Genomic DNA, 23,964 nt, shown 5'->3' on the forward strand with positions numbered 1-23,964 from the left:
CCGACTGATATCTGTTCTACTGAAAGAGGCGCGAGCGCCTCTTTCTTGATTCTGACTCCATGCGAATTGCTTTCTGCACCGAACGCGGTATCGTAAAAAGAGGAGATACTGCGCATATTCCGTCCAGAATCCAGGACTATCACGAATTCAGAACAGTCGCCTCACTGTTCCGTGCGCTCAAGGTCTCCACATGGGACGTGGTCATCGTTGGGTGGAATCTGCCCGGTATCAATGGACGGGACGTGCTGCAACGGGTGCGGGCGATGTTTCCTGTCATACCGCGACTGGTGTTTCTGACGGAGCACGCCGAGGCCGCCGACATCGTGTATGCGCTTGAGAACGGCGCAGCGGACTATATTATTGCCCCGCTGCCGCCTGCGGTTCTACGTGCTCGCCTTGATGCCCATCTGCGCGCACAGATCGTCTCGAGAAAATCAGGCGACCTGCCATTAACTCTGCCTGACGATAGTGATCTGGATATGCAGCTTGGGGGGTACGTTTTTAACCAGCGTCGTCAATATGTGGATATCTGCGGGCAGCGAATTTATCTGCGCCCGAAAGAGTATGTTCTTGCACTGCTGCTGTTCCGTAGTCCTGGACGCGTAATTGCACGCGAATGCCTGCACGAAGCTCTTTGGGGAACCCTCAAGAACTTTCCCTCACGTGCCCTCGATGTACACATCTGTCGCTTGCGCAACACATTGCAGCGGGCTCAAGGGAACGATGCCGAGATCGTTCAGGTCCGCGGCGTAGGGTACAGGGTTGATCTGGCCAGGGCCTGCCCTTGACCATCGTGCCGGTCAGGCAGGGAGTGCACAAATGCGCACCATCCGAAAAGTTGCTGATTCAGACTCCTGATCGACCATAAGCTTCTAATGTCCGTAACGCAGGACGCCCGTGTTCGTCGTTTTTATAAAAATCCCTTTAAGACTCAAGCAGACATGCCAAGCCAAACGACAAGGTTGATCACGGGGTTAGCCCAGAGGGAGGCTGCCAGGTCTGCTGTCGTCTTTGCGTTGTGCCCTGATGCCGGTGGCGCGCGTCGCCCGTTATGGATGCGCGTGACTGCTGCCGTCATGGCATCGGTCATGTATCTGGGTCCCCTGGCATTGCTCGGTGACGAAGTGGCCAACGCCGCGCCGATCGTCGATCCGCGCGCACCAATCCAGTTTCAGCCAACGGTCACGAAGACCAGTACGGGGGTCCCTGCACTTAACATTTCCGCGCCGAATTCCAGTGGTCTGAGCGTGAATAGCCTTCAGTCGCTGAACATTGATTCGACTGGTCTGGTGTTCAATAACAGTCTTGTAAGCGGGACGCCGCTGCTGGGTGGCACGCTGGGGGCTAATCCGAATCTGAACGGTCGGACTGCGTCGGTGATTCTTGCGCAGGTGACGTCGACAGGCGCAGCCTACCGAAGCACGCTGGCTGGCCCGCTTGAGGTTTTCGGTGATACGGCGAGTGTGATCATCAGTAATCCGAACGGCCTCAGTATCAACGGTCTCGCAGTCACGAACGCATCAAATCTGACTCTCACGACAGGTACGCCGCAATTTCTCACGGGTGTGGGTGGCACGTCAACCGATTTTGCGCATGCGGCGGCGGTAGCGTTTTCAGTGAATTCGGGTGACATCCAGGTCAATGGGCCACCGGGCGCAAATGGCACACCGGGAGCGGGTATCGAAGGAACGGTGGGCAATCTTGATCTTATAGCGCAAACGATTGCGGTGAATGCCCCGCTGTACGCAAATCAGAAAGTTAACCTGATTGCGGGCAACCAGATGGTCACACCGACGGCCTCGGATTCCACCGGCGTCACCTACGCCACCACGTCCAACGGCGCAGCAAATACTCTTTCGGCCATCCCGACCGCGGACGGCCTCGCGATCGACGCGTCGAGCTTCGCGCCGATCACCGCGGGACGCATCTATATCGTTGCGACAGCGACGGATATGGGGGTGAAGAGCCTTGGGCCGCTGGCCGCAACGGCCGGTAATGCGGTGATCAACGCGAATGGCGACGTGACGGTCGCCAACACCTTCGCGAACCAGGATGTGCAGATCACGAGTGCCGGTTCGACGACGATGTCGGGCACCGGACTTTCGAACCAGAATTACACCGTCAATGCACGCGGCGATATCACGTCGACTGGCACCGTGTCGGCGGGACAGAACGCCACAATGACTTCAGGTGGCAATCTGTCGGCCGCATCGGTTGCGGCCAACGGCGATACGAACCTGAACGCCACCGGCTCGATGACGCTTGGTTCAGTCTCGGGCCAGAATCTGGCGCTTCAGACAACGACGGACGATCTGACCGTCAATTCGGCCGTGACCGCTCCCGGTACGCTGACGGCAAGCGCCGGTCGGGATCTGACTGTTAACGGATCGGTTCAGGGCGGCAGCACGGTCGCCTTGACTGCCGCGCGCAACGCCGCGGTGAACGGGTTGCTATCGGGCGTCGGCAATACCTCGGTCATCGCGACGACGGGCAACGCGAGTATTGCGGGCAACGTACAGACCAACGGCACGTTCACGGCGAGCGCCGCGCGGAACGCAACGCTGGGCAGCACAGTCCAGTCACAGGGACCGGTATCGGTTACCGCGCAGAACGGCTCACTCACCGGCTCAGGCAACATCGCGTCATCCCAGGGCTCGGTGTCGCTCGATGCGGGCGGCAACATCGGATTGACCGGCTCGCTGCAAAGCGCGTCCACGCTCAGTGCAACCGCTGGAGCAAATGCCAGCCTCGGCGGCACGCTCACCGCGTCCGGTGCGATCACGGTGACGACCGGGCAGGACACCACGATCGGCGGCAACGCGACGAGCGGATCGACCCTGACCGTGACGGCAGGCGGCAACGCGACCGTGCAGGGAGCGGCCGCTTCTGTGGGCAATATGAGTCTGCTCGCCAATGGCGGCACCCTCGGCACGACCGGTAACGTGACCACGCTTGGCACATTGAGTGCCAGCGGCCAGCAGGGAGTGAACCTTGGCGGCACGGTCTATAGTCAGGGCAATGCGCAGATCAGTTCCAGCACGGGGAGCGTCGCCGTAGCCGGCACGCTCGCGAGTCCGGGCACGATCGGCATCAATGCGGCGCAGGATGCGACCGTCACCGGTCTGCTGCACAGTGGCGGTAATAGCACCGTCACGGCCACGCGCGATGCGAACCTGAATGGCGGGCTGGAGGTCGACGGCGCCGGCAACGCGACTGTCAATTCCGGGCGTGATATCAATGGCACGGGGGCGGTGAGCGTTGCGAACAATGCCACGCTGTCGGCCGGCCGCAATATCGGCGTCTCGGGCGCGATCCAGACGGGCAACAACCTGAGCGCTACAGCCGCCACTAACCTGTCGGTCGGACAGACTACGGCAGTCGGCACCGAAACGCTTACCGCGACCAGTGGCAACGCCACGCTCGCGGGCAATGCACTTTCGGGCAGCGACATGGCGGTGAGCGCGGGCGGCAACGTGAGCACGCAGGGATCCGTCCAGAGCCTGGGCAACCTGAATCTCAATGCCCGTGGCGGCACGCTCAACGCAGCCAGCACCGTGTCGACGGCGGGGACCGCAACGCTGAACGCTGCACAGAACCTGACGCTCGCCGGCCAGACAACGGTGACGAAGGACGCCACGCTCACGGCCAGCAACATCACGACCCAGGGCGTCGCCGTCGGCGGCAACCTCACGGCGACCGCGCAGACCAGCCTCGACACGTCGGCTGGCCAGCTGAACGCGGTGTTCAATGCGAATGCGCCCGCGCTGAGCGTCAATGGCAATGCCACGCTGTCGGCGGCAAACGTCAAAACTGCCAATGCGGTAATCGGCGGCACCCTGAGTGAAACGGGCACCACGAGCCTGACGACGGGAGGCACCGCGGCCTACCAGGGCAACGCAACCCTCGCAGGCGGAACGGTGAGCAACGTCGGCCAGCAGACGGCCGCAGGCAATCTTACCGTCACGGGCTCCACGGTGACGAATCAGGGAGCGCTGTCGTCGCTGCAGACGATGACGGTCAACGCAACGGACCTCAATAATTCGGGCACAGTCTATGGGCCGACGACGGATCTGGCGGTGGCGAACGGCACCACGAACACAGGCGGCCTGCTGGCGACGACCATCCTGACGCTTTCCACAAATTCGCTGACTAACAGCGGCCTGATCTTCGCGGGCGATGTGAACCACCCGACCAGCGCGAGCGGTGACACGAACGTTACGGTCAACGGCGGCAATGGCAGTTTCAACAATACCGGTGGGCAGATTCTTGCCGCTCGCAACCTCTCGCTCGCGCTGCCGAACCAGTCGGTCGACCCGTCGGCTGGCACCTTTGGGACCGTGAACGGCGGCAGTGCGCTGAACCTGTCGGCGCAGGCAGTCAATAACTCGGGGACGTGGACGTTGCCGGGCACCGCCGTGACCGTCACGGCATCGCAGGGTATCAATAACGCAGGGACGATCAACCATGGGACGGGCACGCTCGCCCTGAACGGCGCGGTCAACAATTCCGGCACCGTCACCGCGCAGGACCTGACGATCAATGGCGCCCTCGCGAATCTGACAAACGCGACGGTCCAGGCCAACGATGCACTGACGATCAACGGCGCCGGAACGAACACCGGTACCGTTGAAGCGGCCAACACGGTGACGATCAGTGGGTCGAGCTACGACAACTCGAACGGCACCACGAAGGCTGGCAATGCGGGCAGCCCGTCTGGCAGCGGGAACCTGAGCATCAATCTCACGGGCGACCTGGGCAATGCAGGTGGCACGCTGACGGCGACCAACGACATCGGCATTACCGCAAACAACGTCAACAATTCGGGTGCCACAGGTAGCAGGACGATTACGACCACCACGACGGTCAACAATCCGGGGCTCGCGCTGGGGCTAGTCGTGGGGACCGACACGATCGACATGGCCAGCAGCTATGGGGCCGCCGAAAACGGATATTGCTGCACGGTGGCTGGGTTCTCCAACAAGGTGACGCTGGCCGACGCTGTGTCTGCGAACGGCGTAGTCGACCCGACATCCATTAACAACCAGCTGGTGGCGGACCGGTTTCCGTGGGGAGTGCTGACCGGAAGTCCGGCACTCGTGTCCGGCAACACCGTCACGCTTGTCGAAGTGCCGGTGACGGGTACGGACGGTCAGGGAAACCCGATCATCCAGAACCTCTGGTTCGTCAGGACTGCGGCGAACGCAGCGGGTGCGATCGCCACGGTGACGCTCAACCTGCCGACTGCAACGGAGACCACCACGACCACCGGCGGCACCGCCGGTACCACCTCGGTGATCGCCGCTGGCCACAACGCCAGCATCACGGCGAACAGCCTCAATAACCAGGGCGGCACGGTGAGCGCGGGGAACGACGCGTCACTGAACCTGCAGTCGCTGAACAATGGCGGTTCCAGCTATACCTCGACAGTGACGGATACCGTCGACGTCGCCTCGATCAACAGTTTCCTGACGCAGGCCCCCTCGACGATCTCGGTCTGGAGCACGGTCACGAACGGCGGCACCGGCTGCCCGAACAGCCGTGGCGCGTGTATCGATCCGTCCGGCATCCAGCTCGCGGCGCCTGGTACGGTAACGCCGTTGTCCACGTCGTCCTCGGTGACCGTGCAGGGCGCGACCGGACAGGTTATCGCCGGGCACGACCTGAATCTCTCGGGTGGCAATCTCACGAATGCCGGCACACTCGCCGCAGCAAACAACGTCAACATCGATGCAGCGAGCTTCACGAATCAGGGCACGAATGTCGGGACGGTAACGACCACGGCCGGCTGCGCGTCGGGGTATTCGGCAGGCTGCTCGGGCCTGAATACCACGAACCCGAGCTCGCAGTCCTACGCCTATCAGCAGACCAACAGCACGGTCACGGCGGGCAACAACCTGGTGATCGCGGCGAACTCGGTGACCAACACGTATGGGAATCTGGTCGCGGCGGGTACGGTTGCAATCGGAGGTGCGGGCACGACTGCGGCCAACGCGACGCAGGCGGCAAGTTTCACGAATACGTCCGGTTCGATCGCGGCCAACAATGTGCAGATCAACGCGGCCAGCGTTGTGAACACGATCGCTGCGCCGGTGCAGGTTCACCAGAACTACGGCAGCGCGTCGCCGTTCGCCGGATGCGGACAGAATTGCGAGGCGTACATTGACGTGCAGGCGGGAAATCCGGCGTCGATCACCGCAAACAATAATCTGTCGATCACCAGCAATACGTTCAGTAACACCGGTAGCCTCGTCACCGCGCTGAACAACGTGTCGATCAGCGCGACCAGTTCTGCGACGAGCGGCAGCCAGTTGTTGAATGCGTACTGGCACGCCAATCCGGGTGGCTTCAGCGTGTGGGGCTGCGCGAGCAATCCGTCGCTGTGCCAGACGCTTTACGGTAGCGCGTACTCGGCAAGCGACGTGCAGAACCCCGCTGGCCTTCCTTCGTCCGTCGGGCTGCCTGACTTCGTAACGGGCACGATCCAGGCGGGGAATACGCTGTCGGTGAATTCGCCAACGCTGACCAACACCGGCAATGTTATCGGTACGACGGTGGCGCTGAGCGGCTCGCAGCTGGTCAACGGCCTGACGAATCCGCACGTCTATACCCCGCCGCCTGTCGTGTCGAATCAGGTGATTTCGCTCGGCCCTCCGGCGGTGTCGGGCAGTGCAACGACGACCGTCAACAGCGCGGGGCTCGTCACGACCCTCACCGGGCAGCCGGTTTCGGTGACCGGGACGGCGGGTGTGCCGTCGGGCGTGCCCATTGGCGTGCAGACGGTCGGCAAACCCGTCGCGCCAGCCGTGAACAGTGCGTACACCCCGGCAGGCAGCACCGTGAAGACCCTGAGCGGCCAGACGTTGACCGTGAGTTACCTGACGAACAACCCTGCGGCGCAGGTCATGGGGGATATCACGCCGGGCGCTCTTCTCGCGCAACTGCCCTCCAGCCTGCAACCGGCCAGTGTGCCGTTCTACTACGACCCGTATACCGAAGACCAGCAGATCGAGCAGGCCGCGCTCACGGCGACCGGCAAGAGCAGTTTCTACAGTACGACCAGCGCGACCGACAGCACCGGCCAGACGTCCATCGCGAACCAGGACAAGAACGCGCTGTATGGCGCAGCGCTCCAGTACGCGGAGCAGAACAACATCGCGCTGGGTACGCAGTTGAGCCAGGCGCAGCTCGCGCTGATCAACGCGCCGATGCTCTGGTACACGGAAGAAACCGTCCCCGAGCCGGGATGCACGGTAACGGGTAGCGGCGCGTGTCCGCCGGTCCAGGCGCTGATGCCAGAAGTGCTGCTGCCAGCCAACTATGCACAGGTCAGCGCGGACGGCGAAATCAGCGGCACGAACGTCTCGCTCAACTACAGCAACAACATCCTCAACACCGGAAGCATCAGCGCGAGCGGCACGCTGAGCGTGAACACCGGTTCCCTGACGAACGAAACACACTCGACGAACGTCGGCACGATCTACCAGATCGTGCAGGACGGCGTGCTTGAACAGACCACCGGCACGGTAGTGCAGCAAGGCGGCTTCATGTCGGCGGCGAATTACGACATGAACGCGCAGGCGATCGACAACATCGGTGGCCAGATCCAGCAGGTCAATGCCGACGGCAGCGTGAATCAGGCCGCCACCGCGCAGCTGCTCTCGAACCTGAAGAGCCAGCTCCGCACGAGCTTCACGCAAAGCACGGTGGGCAACAACCTGAACACGTCGGTGGTCGGTGGCCCGTCGATGTGGGACAACCTCTTCATGATGGTGGACCTCGCCGGGATCGCGATCATTTCGGCGGGCGCGGCGTCGGCTGCGATCGGTGCGGCGGCCGGTGAAGCGGCCGGTTCAGGCATGGCTTTCTCGGCGGCGGGAACTTCGGTAGATGGAATTGCCGTGGGTGCGGGAGTTGGCAATATGGCGCTCTCGGCGGGCTTTACCGGCATGCTCAACAGCGCGATGAGCCAGGAAGCATTCGGCGACGGTTCGTTCAGTGCAGCCTCAATGTTCGAGGCTGGCGCGACGGCCATGCTGACTGCGGGACTGACCAATGGCATTACGGCAAACGGGAGCGGTATCGGGTGGACCTCCAGCGGCTCGGTCGACAGTCCGGCGTCGCTGGCGGGCGTGCAGAGCGTGGGTAATGCGCTGGTGCCGACGGCTGGAACGGTGAACGCTACGACCGTGCTCACCCAAGGCGCAGCGATTGCCGGGGAAGCCGCACTCCAGGCGGGCGTTCAGACTGCGATTGAAGGCGGCAGCTTCCTGACCAACTTCCGCAACAGCGCAGTGAGCGATGTCGCAGCAGCGGCGGCATACGGGATCGGCAACCTGAACCAGAGCGGTGACCTCACCGGCCTCGGGTACGTGGCGGCGCACGCGGCGCTGGGGTGCGCGGCAGGTGCGGCTGAAGGGACCGGATGCGGTGGCGGTGCCATTGGCGGAGCCGTGTCGGCGGGATTGAACCCGATCATCAACAGCAGCGGTAACCTCTCGCCTGCTGCCTTGGCTGCGGTCGAAACGCTCGTCAGTGGCAGTGTCGCGGGCGCGCTTGGGCTCAATGTTCAGGGGGCGGTGACGGCGGCGCAGAACGAGACGCTGAACAATTTCTGCGAGCACAACTCCTGCGGGAAGTGGCTTACGGCGGTTGCGAACAACGTCAGCAATGCACTCAATGCAGGAGCAGACGTTCCGGCGATGGAGTCGGCGGCAAGTACCGACGTGCTCGCGGGTATCGGGAATACGGCGCTGAACGCGGCGACCTTCTCGCTGCCGGGGATGCCGGATTACGTGCCATATTTCCAATACAGCAATCCGGCGCTTGGTGCGCTGGGTGAGCTTTACGGCACGTTCGGGCTTGGCACTCTTGCTTCTTCGGCGTTCGCCGAATCAGTTGCCACAAGCACTGCGAGTGAACTAACGTTCGGTGCTAACGGGCGCAAGTTGGACTTTCTGTTCAACAGCAACATTGATTCGTCGAACGCATATAACGCAGCTAGAGCAGCCGGAAACGCAAGCAGAATCGGAATTGCAGATACTCCCGCAAATCGTGCTGAAGTGACGCAGTTGTTTAACCAAGCCTACAATGACCCATCAACCATTGTCGGCCCGGGAACGGTGCCCGGTAGTAACCTTCGGGAATTCTATTTGCCAGGAGTAACCGGTACGGGTTCCAAGATTCAATTTGTTGAGTTAAATGGGAAAGTACTCACCATTATCGCTAAGTGACCATGACTGGATTTGACATTCTGAAGTGGGTACCCTGCGATTCCCGCAGTGACATGGAAGCGCGCGCTTCCGGAGAGAAGGTTGTGGGAACGCTGCTGACCTCTGATGCGAATACGTGGGGATACGTTCAAACGCCGGAAGGCGGACATCTGAACATTGGCTACGCGAACATAGGGCTAGTGCCGCAGGCCGTGCTCGTAGGTCACCGTATGCTTGTGGGAGTCAACGAATGTTTGGTCGGCTATGACTTATCGGTCGGTGCCAAGTACTTCTCCTACCGCATGCCTTTGGTGTTTCACGAATTCATCTATGCTGGTGATTCGCTTATTGTTCGAGATGAGATGGGGTTTGTTGGCATTGCGCCAACCGGAAGCGAGCTCTGGAAGTTTGTAACTGAAGGTGTCATTGAAAGTTATACGATTACTTCTTCCGAAATCATCGGGAAAACGACTGAGGGTTCCCGTTTCTCGTTTGAACTGCCTGTGAGGGGGTAGTTGCCTTGACGGCTGTTGCCAAGAAGCGAGCGTGAATAACGGACCCGGCCTCGGCCGGGTTTGTGCTTTAGCGCATCGGGGAGCATCGTGGCGCTGTCATCCGGTTTGTGCAATTCGTGGTCGTTGTGCGTGTGGCACCGGTTGGCTAGAAAATCCTCTTTGCGACTTCGCGGCGCACGTTCTCGTTGAGGTGCATTTCCCTGATTCCGTCGATCGCGCGCCGTAGCCACTCGTCGGCAATAACGCGATGAGAGTCGTGTTGCTCGACGGTCGGTGCGGCCGCCGAATTGGGCAAACGCTCGTTGTAGTTCAACATCAAAATCTCCCCTGTTAAGAGCACACACATTGCGCACGCGTCCAAGCGCTTGCATGCAAACCCGGCTTTGGCCGGGTTTGTTGTTTGTGGAGTTCGCGATGCACGCTGTTGTGCGTGGTCGTGTCACGTGCGCGCCCGCTCGCGTGACGCAGGCTGTACGACGGCGATGCGCAGATGCGCCGGTTTCTGTCCGGAAAAATTCCACTTCAAAGGCTGTGCAAGATATGGGTTGTGGCCACAATCGCGGACACCGCGCGATCGTGGCCACAACCCACTTGGTCAGGCTGCGCCCGACACCCGAAGGCCAACGCGACGCTTCGCGTGCGGGTTGAGATCGTCTCCGCGCGCAGCTTGTTGACGCTCGGGAAACGGAACGCAGGCGCAGCCGCGCCCAACGGAGCACGACATGCGATCGACAGACGCATGAACCTAGCACAAGCGCCGGGTTTGTCGTTTCTGGCGGTACGATTGCTTCTGTGCTTTGCGCTATGCACGGCCGGCGTCGGAGACATTCGTCGTGCCCCCTTAAGCTGAGAACGCCGGGTCGCGCCGTACCCGCACCGAAGCCTTCTGCAACTATTTGTACCTTCTCTGTACCTTGAGCGAACCCTTGTGAAACTGAATGAAACCTGTTGCATCCGCAATGAACCCATTTGCAACTGATCGAACCTGTCGGCGCAAAACTGGGTGTGAGAGGAGGCACGATGGATATGTTCGACAAATTGCTACGCACTTCGTCAAACCTATCGTGCCCAACCGCACAACCGCCGGATTTACACCGCCTGACCCTTGACCACGAGAGCTTTGCAGTTGTTTGGCTGCTGACGATGATCGGGGCCGGGTGTGGCAGATGTACGGCCGTCGCACTGCGGACGCGAAGATGGGCCGTGGCGAGGTACGGCACCTGTACATGGTTGCGCCGCTGGGCGGTGTGTGGAATGTGTCGGCCCTTGCGGCCGATCGTGAAATCATTGTTCGCGGTAATGCTGAAGCTGGATCACATCTAATAACAGTTGATCACAGAAAAGTGGAAAAAGGCTGTTAATGTCTACCGCAAAATATGGGGGGTCAAGTGACGGTTTGCCCGGGGCGACGTATTGTCCGCGGGTAGCGGTGACGAGGACTACAAAGGCTATTGAATTCCCCAAACAAAGCTAGGCATGCAATGGACATGATGCAAGGGATTCAGACGTTCGTCGCGGTAGCGGATTCTGGAGGCTTTACCGCGGCGGCAAAGCGTCTGTGCGTTGGAACACCGCAGGTTTCGCGCGCAATCGTTGACCTCGAAACTCATCTCGGTGCCCGGTTAATTAATCGAACGACCCGGTACGTCGCGTTAACTTCTATAGGAGAGCGCTATCTCGCACATTGCAGGTCGATCCTCGAGCGGCTGCGACTGGCGGAAGCTGAAGCCGCTTCGTTATGTGCCCAGCCGGCAGGCACACTGCGTGTGGGGATCTCCCCCTTATTCGACAGGCATCACCTCCTTTCCGTGATCTCAGGCTACCTCGAGCGGTTTCCCGAGATCTCGGTCGAGCTTGTGCGTGGGCATGCGAATTCGGACGCCCATCTTCAAGACTGCGATGTCATGCTGCGATGTGGTGCGCCGTCGGATAGTGATCACGTTTTGTCCAGGAACCTCGGCGCCTTTGGAGCTGTCCTGTGCGCATCGCCTGCCTATCTGGCCCGTCACGGGTTGCCAGAAGCGGTAGATGATCTACGGCGACACCGTTGTCTCGTCTTAAATGATGGCAGCGCTGATCCGGGGCAATGGTCTTTCGAAACTGCCGAAGGCAGAAAGTCATTCAAAATTACATCGACGCCGCTACAGGCGGATCTTATCGAAACTCTGGAGTACGCAGTCCTAAGCGGTGCGGGCATTGGACCCGTGATGCTGCCGAGGGCTGCTCCTGCGCTCGGTTCCGGCAATCTTGTCCGCGTGCTATCGCAGCATAGTTTTGCGCAAACGAACGCGCTCGTTTCATATCTCGCCGCACATGGTTCCGATGCAAAGGTTCAGACATGGGTGGATTTCGTGGCGCAACAGTTCCCTCGCTTGCTCGCCGGGGATCAAAAATTCATGCCTGGAAGTTCGGTAGCCGTCGTGGATGTTCGCGGCGACATGAGTTCCGAACAGAATGACGTCTCAAAGCCTGCCCGTGTAGTTACTCCTTGATAGGGATCCACCCCTTCCTGTGTCACTTTTAGGAAACACTAAATAAATTTTCTATTCCTAAGCGTATCGGGCTGCGCTAACCTCCACGCCGCAACATAACCTGTTAATCCAAGTGGAGAAATGAATGAAAAAGCTAGTAATGTCGACCCTCTCGCTGGCGTCACTCGCAACCGTGGGCGTTGCGAATGCACAAAGCAGTGTGACGTTGTATGGCGTGATCGATGATTCTGTGCAGTTCGTGCACAACACGACCGCAGCAAGTGGGAACGCCAACTCTATCGGCATGGTAGGCGGTAATTTGCAGGGCAATCGCTGGGGTATGAAAGGCTCAGAAGACCTTGGTAACGGTATCAAGGCCATTTTCCAGTTGGAAAACGGCTTTAACCCGAACAACGGCAAACTTAATCAAGGTAATCGCATGTTTGGGCGTCAGGCGTATGTTGGCCTGACGGATGATGCTTACGGCACTTTGACTCTCGGCCGACAGTACGATCCGGTGGTGGATCTCGTTCAGCCGCTCACGGCGGATAACTACTGGGGCTCTACCTTTACGACTCCGAGCGATGTTGATAATAACGACAACAGCTCGCGCACGAACAACGCTGCGAAGTACGTTTCACCGGTATGGGCGGGCCTGCAGTTTGAAGGCATGTATGCATTCGGAGGTGCTGCTGGTTCAACAGGATCTGGGCAGACCTGGTCCCTCGCGGCAACCTACGGGGCCGGTCCGTTTAGCATCGCGGCAGGCTATATTGTCATGGATAATTCCAACACGACAATGGCTCGCATCGGTTGGAACTCCGGGGCCACTTCGGACGGAACGTTCAATTCGATCAATCTCCCGTACCAATCTGCAAAGTCCATTAATATTGCCTCTATCGCGGGCCAGTATGTTGCGGGCCCATTCACTCTCGGTGCGCGTTACAGCAACGCCCAGTACAAGCCGGATGCACTCTCTGCTTTTTCTGCTACCCAAAAGTATGATGTTGGTGCCGGCTTTGTAAATTACCAGGTGACTCCTGCTGCAATGATTGGTCTTGGCTACACTTACACCCACGGCAAGGGCAACGTGTCTGAGTCCTATCATCAAGTATCGCTTGGAGGGGATTACAACCTATCGAAACGAACCGACGTTTACCTCGTAGGCGCCTATCAGCATGCGAATGGCGCTGGTGCGTTCGCTTCGGTCGCCGACTATGACTATCTGTCAACGGCGAAGTCGCAAGAGATAGTAAGTCTGGGAATGCGCCACAAATTCTAAGCGTCACTCGTAGCACAAGGAAGCCAAAGCAAACCCTCGGCCGAGAGGCCTGGGGTTTGCGTGAATCTGAAGTCAGCCCCAAACTTCATCACAAAGCATGAGCGAGACTGAACTCGCTTCATGTACGCTAAAGAGAGAATCGAATCAAAAATTTGTGCTAGCCGCGTTATTGCTCAGGGGTGCAAAGAACCTTACGATGAACGGTTTGACCTGTCAGAGGTGCTCATGAGCTGAAAAACTGGCGTCGCAGAGAAATGGTGAAGTGGGACTGCACCGAGAAGTTGGCATTCAGGGCGCCGTGACGGCCGCACTTACGTTGGGAATACTGTCCAGTCGTCAACGAACAGCCTAAGGGTTCGATCGTAACGCTTAGGCGACCAAGGCCGTCGGTGATTCCTAGCAGACCGTTTAAGCAGATTCGTTATCAGGCGTGTTGCGCAAGGCACGGCAAGGTCTTGCGGTCTGTCCGATTAATATCCCTGCAATCGCTACCGGCCTAGAAGCAATCAGCAACGTGATGCGGGCAATGAACGGTGACAAGGCAACAACGGCGCTGGCATCCAGTGGCGGAAGGGGCATCGTTGGGCAGCGCATGCCGCGGGAGGATTCGCTCGATACTCAATTGTCCGCTGCTTTCTAATTGCCTCTAAATCTCAGGATATACGGTTGCTAAAAAATTTAGGTTGATGTGCAGATTCAAGTGCAAAGACGCCGAGGATCATAGCGGTGATTGCGGCAGCACCCCGTCCCAGACCATTCATCGGTGAGGGGCAATATCGGTAGCACGGCCAATTACCTAGGATATCGGGCTGGCGCAAGCCTAAGGGTGAAGTTGCTTGACAACATGACGGACGTCCTGTTGCCTAGCTAGACCAGCGCCTACGAGAATCTCGATCTCATTGCGGTAGAACCAGTCATGGCATCTAGGTCGCAACACCCGACGCACTTGGCAGAATGACTCAATTATCGAGCCGGTACGCGACGACGAGCGAGATCGTGCTGTGTTGGCCGTGCTGGAGGCAAGTTGGTTCTTGAATTCCAGTGAACATAGTGAGTTCTCGGCATTCGGGTTGAGTGGCGCGCGGTATGAGCAGTGGGCAAGCCCATGGCTGAATACGGTAAAAGGAAGCGCTGATCACTATTCAAGGAAATGAAAAATTGCGGCATCGAAAACCAGCGCGGCTTCCATGAGACGTCCGGTTTTTGAGAACCTTGAGGAATTGAGTGCGCTGACGGTGGTAAAGACTGGTTTATGCGAATCCGAGCCGATGCAGAGGTTGGGAAATTTGACATAGCGTCAAGACTTTCGTTGAGCCGCCGGACCTTCACGCACGAACGATTTCCACAGCGCTCAGCTGAGTTGCGTTTCGAATGAAGGACCGCACGGCGCGCCAGCATAGCTATTACGCTGCGAGGGCTTTCGCTAGATCAGGCCATTGCCGCTGTTCGCTGTTCCCCCTGAGGTGGCGGCCTTAGGTAAGCGCTAAGCGACTGATTGCGCTGCATCTCGCCGAGCCACGACGGCTTTTATTCAAAACGCAGCTTTTTCTAACTGATCTTTCCGGCACTCGGCTGCGGCGAGAGTTAGTCGCCGAACCGACTGATCCCTAGCGGGTGGAAACCTGTATGACCAAAATATATCGCGCCGTGTTGCTCTCGACCTGCACCGCACTATTGGCTGCCGGCTGTGCATCAGGACCGCAATTCAGAGAGATGGATGCCTCGGGCATACCAACGCTGCAGCCCAACCATGGACGGGTATATTTTTTCCGGGAAAGCTCGTTTCTTGGTGCCGGAGTTAGTCCACTCATCAATATCGACGGCGTTGCAGTTGGCCGTTCAGTCACAGGCCAGTATTTCTATGTTGACGAACCAGCGGGCGAGCACACGGTGTCAGTGAGAACGGAGGCGGAAAACACGCTCACGTTGTCGCTTGCCGCAGGTGAAACAAAATATGTGCGGACCACTGTGACTCCCGGATTCATCGTTGGCCACGTCCGTCCCTTTGTGGAGACTCCGGAAGCCGCGGCCGGGCATATGAAGTCGCTCAAATATGTGGGCCGACAGTGAAAAAGGTTCAGAGCAATAAGGCCTGGCTTGAGATCAACGAGGCGCCGGGCGGTATTAATCTGTTGGGAATGCCGTATGCGCCGGTCCACGTCTTTGAGCCGGGTCGCCAGTGACTAGCGGAGACGGGGTTCTTAACATTAAGACCGGCGCAACGACGAAACACCGCTTTGTCGGACTATGGCTCATTGCGGGACTTAACAATCAGACAGGCTTCACGCTGGATGAATATTTCTCAACGGTTCATGACCGCTATTGTACTCGGCTCGCTATTGGAGGTTCTTGGCGCGGCAGCTGACGGTGCCGCCATCGTTGCAGACGGCGGCACCGCTACCTCTGTATTAACCAGGTCGAATGGCCACCAGACCGTGAACATAGCCCCTGCGATCGGTGGCGTTTCAAACAACACCTATTCGTTATTCAATGTCACATCGGCGGGCGCGGACCTGGACAACGTCGGCATCAATGCGCGAACGATCGTCAACCAGGTCACCAGCACCAATCCCTCGCTGATTCAGGGTGCCATTTCGGTACTCGGTCCACGCGCAAACGTCATCCTGGCGAATCCGAATGGCGTCACCATTGACGGGGGGAGCTTCATCAACGCCGGACACGTCGTGCTCTCGACCGGGCAGGTCTCGTTCAACGACCTCACACCGGCGCCCGGCGTAACCCAGCGCAACGTCGTGCTCACGACGAGTCAGGGGACGATTACGATTGGTCCCGGCGGCCTCACCGGAACGCTGATCAACCTCGACCTGATCGCGAAGCAGCTTGCCATCAACGGCCCCGTCACGAACAGCTTTACCAGTTCGAACAGCGGCATCCGTGCGATCGTCGGCGACAGCACGAACACTTACAACACCAGCTTTTCGCCCTCGGACAACACACACGACTGGCTGGCGAGCAGCACCTCGCCGGGCTCGACCAGCTCCGCGCTTGCGGTGGACATCAGCGCGTTGGGCAGCCTCACGGCCGGACGCATCGAGCTGATCGTGAACGACCAAGGCGCGGGCGTACGCAGTTTCGGCAAGCTTTATGCAAACGCGGGTGACGCAATCATTCTCGCTAACGGCGATGTCGGTGTGACCGATGGTTCCATCGTTGCCGAACACGACGTCCAGCTCAGCACGCCCGGGGCCGTAGCGCTTACGCATGCGCAGGTGAACGCTGCCAACGACGTGAACATCAGCGCGAACGGCATCGCCCTCAGCGACAACGGCAACGGCGCCACGCTTCTGGCCGCAAACACCGGCTCCGTGAATCTGACGAGTACAGGCGACATTTCGAATACCGGCAGCGCGATCCAGGCTGGCTCGGTTGCGTCCGATGGCACCAAGGCCGATGGAAACGTGTCGCTGACAGCAAGCGGCAACATCGTCAATGACTCAACGCCGGCTAACCTCGGCATCATTTTTTCAGCGAACGGCTCGACGGCTCTTTCCGCGCGAGGCAATATCACCAACGACAACGCCCGCATTCTGGCCAACGGTGCAGTAACGCTCGCCGCGCAGGGCGACGTGCAGAACGTCATCGACCACACTGGCGGCACCAACGGCGGTGCTCCCGTTGCATACTCGAACACGGGCGGCAGCTTCATCTTCTTTACCCACACGTCGAGCGGCTTTAACGTCGACTACGGTACCGTCACCGAGCCGACCCAACTGGCCTACATCGCATCGACAGGCGGGCCGGTGGGCATTTCCGGTCAGAACGTCAGGAATTCCGGCGGCATCATCCAGTCGAACGACGCGGGCATAACGATCACCGCGCAAAACGCGTTCAGCAACGCAGCGGTTTTTACCGGACAGGCGAGCTACGCCCGTAGCTGCTGGATCTTCTGCCACTCGAGCGCGGCAAGCAATGTCGCGCCGTACGGCGGCACCATCCAATCTGGCACCGACATTTCGATTACCGCGGGCAAAACCGCGAGCAACATCGGCGGCAATGTTTTCGCGCAGGGCAATATCAACGTCACGGCACCGACGACCTATGCAACCGGCGTGACCGGCTTTTCGGCCATCAATCAGGATCGTGGCTTCAAGGCGTTCTTTGGGAGCACGTGGGCCCAGATCATCGCGACCGATGTTGGCGGCGGCTTCACGGCCGATGGATCGGTCTTGCTCACCGGTGACGCGATTATTAACGGTGGCTATATCAACGGCGCGAAAGGCGTCTCGGCGACGGGCGGCATCACAACGCTTCGCTCGCCTGCCACGACGCCTGTGCAGCTTGGCCAGCATCTGGGTCTCACTACCTGGATTGGCTTCTGATGCCCAATCCAAAGTCGATGTGGTGGATATCCGTTCTGGTCGCTGCGGAAATCATTCTGCTGGCGGTGATCGTTTCACCTGTCTTCGCGCAAACGCCGCCGGCGCTGCCCTTTGCCGTACCGGTTCGACCGGTTCAGGACCCAGCCCAGCTGCTGATCGACCAGCAGCGCGAGCAGGCCGCACAACGCAAACTTAATCAGCCGCCGGCGACCGTCTCCCTGCCACCGTCGACGCCGGGAACCTCCGCCGAGGTGCCGCCCGATACGCCAGTCGACCAGATCGCCGAAACCGGTCCGGTTTTCAGAATTCACCACATCGACGTGCAGGGCAATACCGTGCTGCCACCCTCGCGGATAAATGCGATTACGTCGGCCTTCGTTGATCACGATATCGGCTCACGGCGGACCAACGTGCTCCTGCAAAGGCTCACCGATGCGTTCGTGTCAGCCGGCTATATCACGACGCGCGCGTACCTCGGGGCGCAAAACCTCGGATCGGGCACACTCACCATCACGGTCGAAGTCGGCCGCGTCGGCGGCTACACACTCAATGGCGAAACACTGCACCGGCTCGCGCCTGGCGAGAAATCGGTGGGCGGGGGATGGCTCACCGACGCCGGATATGAAAACGCCTTCCCCGGCTCGACAGGCGACCCGCTCAGACTCGAAAATCTTAACGAAGGCGTATCGCAGGTCAACCGGCTGCGCCGCAATCAGGCAGAAGTCCAGATCCTGCCCGGGCAGAGCCCCGGCGACTCGCTGATCGCTATCAGCAACCAGCCTGGCGATCGCCTCTACTACACCCTCGGTGCCGATAACTATGGCAGCGAAGCCACTGGTGTGATGCGCTATCGCGCGGGCGTGGAAGCCGATAACCTGATCGGGCTGCAGGAATCTATTAGTCTCAGCTACGTCGACAGCCTGGACAGTAATGCGGTCGTGGGCTCGATCGCCGTGCCGTTTGGACGGCACACGTTCAGCTACACAGTCTCCGATTCGGAGTATCAGCAACTCGTTGAGACCACGGCGGTGATGTATGGACGCACGCTCAGCCACATCTTCGGCTGGAACTACGCGCTTGCTAACACGAGTTCGGACGCCGTCAGTTCCGACACAACGCTTTCATGGCGGCGGACTGACCGCGAGGTCAACGATATCGAACTGGACCCGCAACATATCGCGGTGCTACGCGCGGGCGGCACGTGGCTGCATAAATTTGTCATGAACGATACGCCGGCCAATGTGACGCTCAATGCTGGCATATCGCAGGGCCTGCCGTGGTTCGAGGCGGTTCACGACGCCGGGAGGATCGCAAAGGCCGATGCGCACAGCCAGTTCACGAAGCTTGATGCGACCGCAACCTTTACGCTACCGCTGCCCGTACTGAGCACCCCGGTGGGTCCGGCGGCGTTCGCATACCGCGGCGTGCTCGGCGGCCAGTTCACGAATGTGGCGCTGTTCGGCTCCGAGCAGCTTTATCTCGGCGGGATGGATACCGTGCGCGGGTTCCGGTCTGGCGAGATCGTGGGCGACCGGGGGTTTTATTCGCGCAACGAGATTGCGCTGGTGAACGTCCCGTCGTGGCATGACGGCCGCATTGAGCCGTACCTGTTCTTTGATGCGGGCAAGGCGAGTCTCGTCGCGGTGGGCGGATTTCCGTCGCTCGTCGGCACCGGCGCAGGCCTGCGCGCGCAATGGCAATGGCATCGGCAGCTGCTCTCGGCCGAAGCCATGCTCGGTCGTGCGCTGACGCAACCGGTTTCGCTGGGGCCCATAGCCACGCTTTTTCTATTCACGCTTAACTGGAACTATTAGGAGATTATCTCGATGAGAACTCGACACCCGTCAAACCGGATTACGTTCGTTGCCGCCTCGGTGATCTACCTTGGCGCAGCGATGCCTGCATTGGCGCAAACCGCTTCGATTTCCACTTCGGCGCCGGCCGCTGCGCTGCCCCCGGGTGTGGTGGCGACGGTCAACGGCGTCAACATTGCGCAGACGCAACTTGACGCGCTGGTTCGTGCATCCGGCCAGCCCGATAGCGCTAAGGTCCGCAAGGCGCTCAGGCAGGAACTGATCGTGCGCGAACTGTTCCGTCAGCAGGCCGAGAAGGCGCACTACGGCGAAAAGCCCGAAGTGCAGGACGTTACGAATGCCGCGAAGGCCAACGCCGAAACGCAGCTTTACCTCAAGGACACCATCCGCCCCGAGCCCGTGACAGACGCACAGGTGAGGGAGCGCTACGACGAGATCGTCGCGGCGCTCGGCAAGGAAGAATACAAGCCACGCCTCATCGCATTGTCGGATGAGGCGACGGCGAACACGGTGCTCGCACAACTCAAAGCGGGCAATAGTTTCGACGCGCTCGCCCGGCGCTACAGCACGGCTCAGGGCAGGGCCAGCGGCGGCGAGCTGCCGTGGGTGAGCTTGAAAACCCCCTTGACTGAAGGCAAAACGCAAGGCCTGCCATTGCCGGTCGCTCAGGCGATCACCCTGCTGCCGCCGGGTGGCGTCACGCCAGTGGCAATCCGGCTTGGTGCGGAAAACAACGCGCCGCGCGTGATTGTGAAACTCGATGCAAAGCGGCCGACGCAGGTACCAGGATTCGATCAGGCGAAGGATACGATCCGCCAGCAGTTGCAAGCGCTCGCGCTCCAGAAGGCGGCCGTGCAGCTCACCGGCAGGCTGCTCAAAGACGCGACGATCCAGCAGTGATCACCGTGCAGAGCGGGATCCGGCATCTGTGTACACGTGTCGCGCATGGTCCTGCCGGTGCGGTGGACTTTACGGATTCCAGCTGTGAGCCGGAATCGTAGGCGATCATCGCATTCCCGCTACAGCAGCACACCTCCTTACGGTGGACAGCTCCGAACCGGTGGGGCTTGTGCGCCAGATTGCTGTTCCACCCATGCGAGGGCAGGGCGTTCAGATGGCCGATGGGTGCGCCGCGAACGCACCCGCTGCGGTACTAGCGGCTCAACCCGTTCATTTTCCTGGTTTGGGAACCGCTTGATCGCCTCGAGGCCGCGCAGCGGCTGTTGTCCTCGAGTGAATATGTCTCGCTTACGTCCGCGATTCCGGCGCTTTCAGCTGGCGCTCGACCCGGATCCCTGCAGGAGCGTACCGTCCAGCCTGACAGGCAGGTAGCGCGCCGAGCAACACGCCCCTGTCAAGTCCGTCGCGAGTCGCGTGTGAGGACTTGCCTTTCACCGGATGCTGAGCGTCGACATTGGGACATCGATGCGGTGAACAACGCCACGACGCCACCTAACCTTTGCTGCGATGCCGCCGCTGCAGTGTTGAGACTGATGCGGTTTGAGGCAAGGGCAACCTTTCGCAACCCGGACCCAATCTTCACTCCGTTCATAATATGCAACTAACAGTCTCGAACCCCCACGTACTTTCCCAACCTCCCCGTGCCCAACTTCAGAGAGTCGGGCAACTTTGTCCCCAGGCCATGGGCCGAGGCTACCACCTCAGCGATAATCAGAACGTCCGGGCGATCTCTGTTGCCCGCTGCACGTCGTCGCTTGGCAGGTAGATCAATGTCGTCGCCATTGATGCGTGGCAATGATTGTCCCAAACGATTTTGTCAGTTCCACGCCGCTGCCAGGTGTATGAACGACATGGTGTGACGCATCCGGTCCGGACCGACTCGTCTCAATTTACCGGCGCGCGGCGGATGATCTACATCGGATAAGCTTGCTGTGATCTAACAGGACACCTTGATGCCGGCAAGCGAGTTAGCCAGGACGTAACGTTGTTCAACCAGCCAGCGAATCAGTGCGCCGAGAAGGGAACGTGCACGAGCGGCCAGTCGCGCGGAAAGATTGACATTAAGGGGGCGTCGTTTGCGCAATGAGCAGGGACGCGCCGGGCCAACCCGCGTCTCCGCGGTGCCGGGTGCCGGGTGCCGCAGAAAAGCGCAATAGGCGATCGCATTCACCGTCGTCAGGGATGACAGTGCGCGCCCGCGCCCGATATTGCCCAGAGAATCAGCCTTTGGCCTTCTTTCTGGTAAGCGCGCTGCGTGGCGGCCGACTTCCTCAAGCCTTCTACCTGTCCCACCTCCGTCACGGAGACAGCGTATGGCAGGACGTGACCCTGATCCATTCCGGAAGCCCCGGCCGTTAGCTCTCCAGCACATCGGAACGCGAGCACCATTTAACGACGGGTAGCGCATCCCTCAGGCGGAAAGTGTATGCGGGGAAGCCATCTGACGCTGTATCACGGACAACTCGCGAGAGTACCGGTGCATGTGCCGGCCGCGACGCACGCAAACCTGAGACGGCCCGGGAAAACGTTCGCCGGAGTGGCTCTGCAACGCCTCCGCCGGCGATCATCGACAGCACAGTGGCACGGCTCCGTTCCGTCGGGCATGGCGGCCAACGAGCGATCTGCAGTCGATAACGAGAGAGCGGTCGATAAGCCAGCCGCATACCACCCGGTTGACCCCAAACCCCACTTTCTTGCCAAGCCAGTAAAACTGCTGCCGCACGCCGGCCCAGTACATGGATTCATAAAAAATCACAATTACTGCAAGTCCAGGTATTCTAGAATCCGGCGCAAACGCGCGGAAGACACCACGGCGCATTGCTCTTTAAACAATGTCGCTGACGCGCGGGAATGCAACGTCGGGGCAACATGTTCCATTAAGACGACAGCGTTGGCCTGTTGCGAAGCCGATTTGATCTCTACCGTTTCAGACTGTTGCGAACGTGGAGCGCATGAGGTGCTGGAGATGGCGCCACAGGTGAACAGGATTGAATGCCCCGGCATATTCTGTGGTCGTCTCCGCAACCAATATACTCCTACGACCAACCCGCTAGAACTACTGCCGCCGAGTCCTTCGCCGGCATTGCCTTGTCGTTGCCAAAGGTATTAAAGGGGCCTTGATCTTGAGAAGAGATCCAGTTCCGGCGGTTCACGTAATCGACGCGCCAGAAAGGGCACCGCCGTGAACCAAGCCAGCATTGGGCGCCCGGTCATTAATGTTTTATTCTGCGCCGCCGTCGCCTTTTCCTGTTCATCCCCGATCGCATTGGTCAATCAGTGTCGCCGGTGTTGCTGAGGCATGCAGACTAATTGATTTCTCTTGTCCCTCGCCTGAACGATCAGTTTCCGAATTTTATCCGGCGCAGGCTCAGGTCTGGCTGATGTGACAGCGGCAGGCGATCAGTTACGAAAGTGAATGCGACCGCCAACGCGATCAGAAAAGTTGAGCTACGCGATGCGGAAGAAGCAGTTCGACAGCAACCTGTCGCTCACATCGGTTCAGGGACCGCCGTATTCCTGGACAAGGAATAGTCCGGCATTGTGAACGTCATGCATGTGCTTGCAATTTCGTCGCGCGCGGCGGGAAGTATGACGGTCTTCAAGACCACGGAGATGCAGTGTATACCCGGCTAGAAGCATATGCAGCAAGCGCGGGGGCAAATTGCGCGGGTTGTTGGCATCCCATAGAGAAGGGTCGTAGGCAAATTCACTCCTACAGAGGGTCCTGCACCGGCTATGTGCTGTAGTAGCGGTTATAGCGATACGCGTCCGAAGTCAATAACAAATCCTGGACAGGCAACTTCGGCATGGGAAAGCACCCACTTACCTCCGTTCTATTCCGTGCGGCCGGGTTGCTTGAGCAGTACGTCCAGGTACTTTACAACCGTCGGTGGTGCTTCGCGTTCACGCCAGAGAATCATTTCTCCAACTGGGCAGGCTGCGACATTGATTGATGCAGGAAGCAGCGTTTGCGCCGCTTCTGAAGACCGTAAATGAATATAGATAATTTGCACGGCGCGATGTTACTTAAGCTTTCGCAGACCTGGCATCGCGCGCGCCGATCGCTGCATAGCTAATCGCCACCCCGCAATCCTGGCTGTGATTGCACTGGTCTTGAGCGTGGAACTGCGGCACCGTCGTTATGGAAGCGGGAAAGTACATCTTGACTATGGATCGCTGATGGAGCTTATGAGCAACAGAAAGACGGCAGGCTGGCGAGCGGGTCCCATCCTTTTTTTCAATTGTGCGTTGGAACTCGTGAGGGCTGTCGGACTCGATATTGTCCCTGTGGGCGTCCCTGCCTGGCGATTGCCTCAGGAACTTGGCCATCCGCAATGGCTACCGTCTTCGGCCGAACTAGGATGGGCACTTC

11 protein-coding genes and 1 pseudogene are annotated in these 23,964 nt (G+C 59.5%); 9 read left to right on the plus strand and 3 right to left on the minus strand.

The window, feature by feature from the left end:
* Nucleotides 1-59: 59 nt before the first annotated feature.
* The 3 genes from AAGS40_RS29890 (at nt 60) to AAGS40_RS29900 (ending at nt 9,724) form a co-directional block, all read left to right on the plus strand.
* A complete protein-coding gene (locus AAGS40_RS29890; protein ID WP_345817820.1) occupies nt 60-788 on the plus strand; it encodes a response regulator transcription factor in 729 nt (242 codons plus the stop codon).
* A gap of 300 nt (nt 789-1,088) precedes the next feature.
* Nucleotides 1,089-9,230 carry a filamentous hemagglutinin N-terminal domain-containing protein gene (locus AAGS40_RS29895; RefSeq protein ID WP_345817821.1) on the plus strand — a complete coding sequence of 2,714 codons (8,142 nt, stop codon included), beginning with the start codon at nt 1,089-1,091 and terminating at the stop codon, nt 9,228-9,230.
* Between the two features lie 53 nt (nt 9,231-9,283).
* Nucleotides 9,284-9,724, plus strand: a complete 441-nt coding sequence (locus AAGS40_RS29900; RefSeq protein ID WP_345817822.1) for a hypothetical protein — start codon at nt 9,284-9,286, stop codon at nt 9,722-9,724.
* A gap of 145 nt (nt 9,725-9,869) precedes the next feature.
* On the opposite strand, the gene AAGS40_RS29905 is transcribed toward AAGS40_RS29900, so the two are convergent.
* Nucleotides 9,870-10,040: a hypothetical protein gene (locus tag AAGS40_RS29905; RefSeq protein WP_345817823.1), complete on the minus strand. Its 171-nt coding sequence runs from the start codon at nt 10,038-10,040 to the stop codon at nt 9,870-9,872.
* A gap of 1,165 nt (nt 10,041-11,205) precedes the next feature.
* On the opposite strand from AAGS40_RS29905, the gene AAGS40_RS29910 reads away from it, so the two are divergent.
* The 6 genes from AAGS40_RS29910 to AAGS40_RS29935 all read left to right on the plus strand — a co-directional run bounded on the left by AAGS40_RS29910 (nt 11,206) and on the right by AAGS40_RS29935 (nt 20,531).
* Nucleotides 11,206-12,216: a LysR family transcriptional regulator gene (locus tag AAGS40_RS29910; RefSeq protein WP_345817824.1), complete on the plus strand. Its 1,011-nt coding sequence runs from the start codon at nt 11,206-11,208 to the stop codon at nt 12,214-12,216.
* Between the two features lie 124 nt (nt 12,217-12,340).
* Nucleotides 12,341-13,477, plus strand: a complete 1,137-nt coding sequence (locus AAGS40_RS29915; protein ID WP_345817825.1) for a porin — start codon at nt 12,341-12,343, stop codon at nt 13,475-13,477.
* A gap of 1,626 nt (nt 13,478-15,103) precedes the next feature.
* A complete protein-coding gene (locus AAGS40_RS29920) occupies nt 15,104-15,547 on the plus strand; it encodes a DUF2846 domain-containing protein (protein ID WP_345817826.1) in 444 nt (147 codons plus the stop codon).
* Between the two features lie 242 nt (nt 15,548-15,789).
* Nucleotides 15,790-17,817, plus strand: a complete 2,028-nt coding sequence (locus AAGS40_RS29925; RefSeq protein WP_345817827.1) for a filamentous hemagglutinin N-terminal domain-containing protein — start codon at nt 15,790-15,792, stop codon at nt 17,815-17,817.
* Nucleotides 17,817-19,631 carry a ShlB/FhaC/HecB family hemolysin secretion/activation protein gene (locus AAGS40_RS29930; protein WP_345817828.1) on the plus strand — a complete coding sequence of 605 codons (1,815 nt, stop codon included), beginning with the start codon at nt 17,817-17,819 and terminating at the stop codon, nt 19,629-19,631. Before AAGS40_RS29925 ends, AAGS40_RS29930 begins: the two co-directional genes overlap by 1 nt.
* A 12-nt stretch (nt 19,632-19,643) precedes the next feature.
* Nucleotides 19,644-20,531: a peptidyl-prolyl cis-trans isomerase gene (locus AAGS40_RS29935; protein ID WP_345817639.1), complete on the plus strand. Its 888-nt coding sequence runs from the start codon at nt 19,644-19,646 to the stop codon at nt 20,529-20,531.
* A 1,006-nt stretch (nt 20,532-21,537) separates the two neighbouring features.
* Here AAGS40_RS29935 and AAGS40_RS29940 read toward each other — a convergent pair.
* Nucleotides 21,538-21,866 (minus strand): annotated as a pseudogene (locus AAGS40_RS29940) (integrase); the annotation flags it as partial.
* Nucleotides 21,867-22,697: 831 nt separating this feature from the next.
* Nucleotides 22,698-22,865, minus strand: a complete 168-nt coding sequence (locus AAGS40_RS29945) for a hypothetical protein (protein WP_345817640.1) — start codon at nt 22,863-22,865, stop codon at nt 22,698-22,700.
* Nucleotides 22,866-23,964: the final 1,099 nt, after the last annotated feature.

Origin of the sequence: Paraburkholderia sp. PREW-6R, from assembly GCF_039621805.1 — a bacterium.
Classification (GTDB): domain Bacteria; phylum Pseudomonadota; class Gammaproteobacteria; order Burkholderiales; family Burkholderiaceae; genus Paraburkholderia.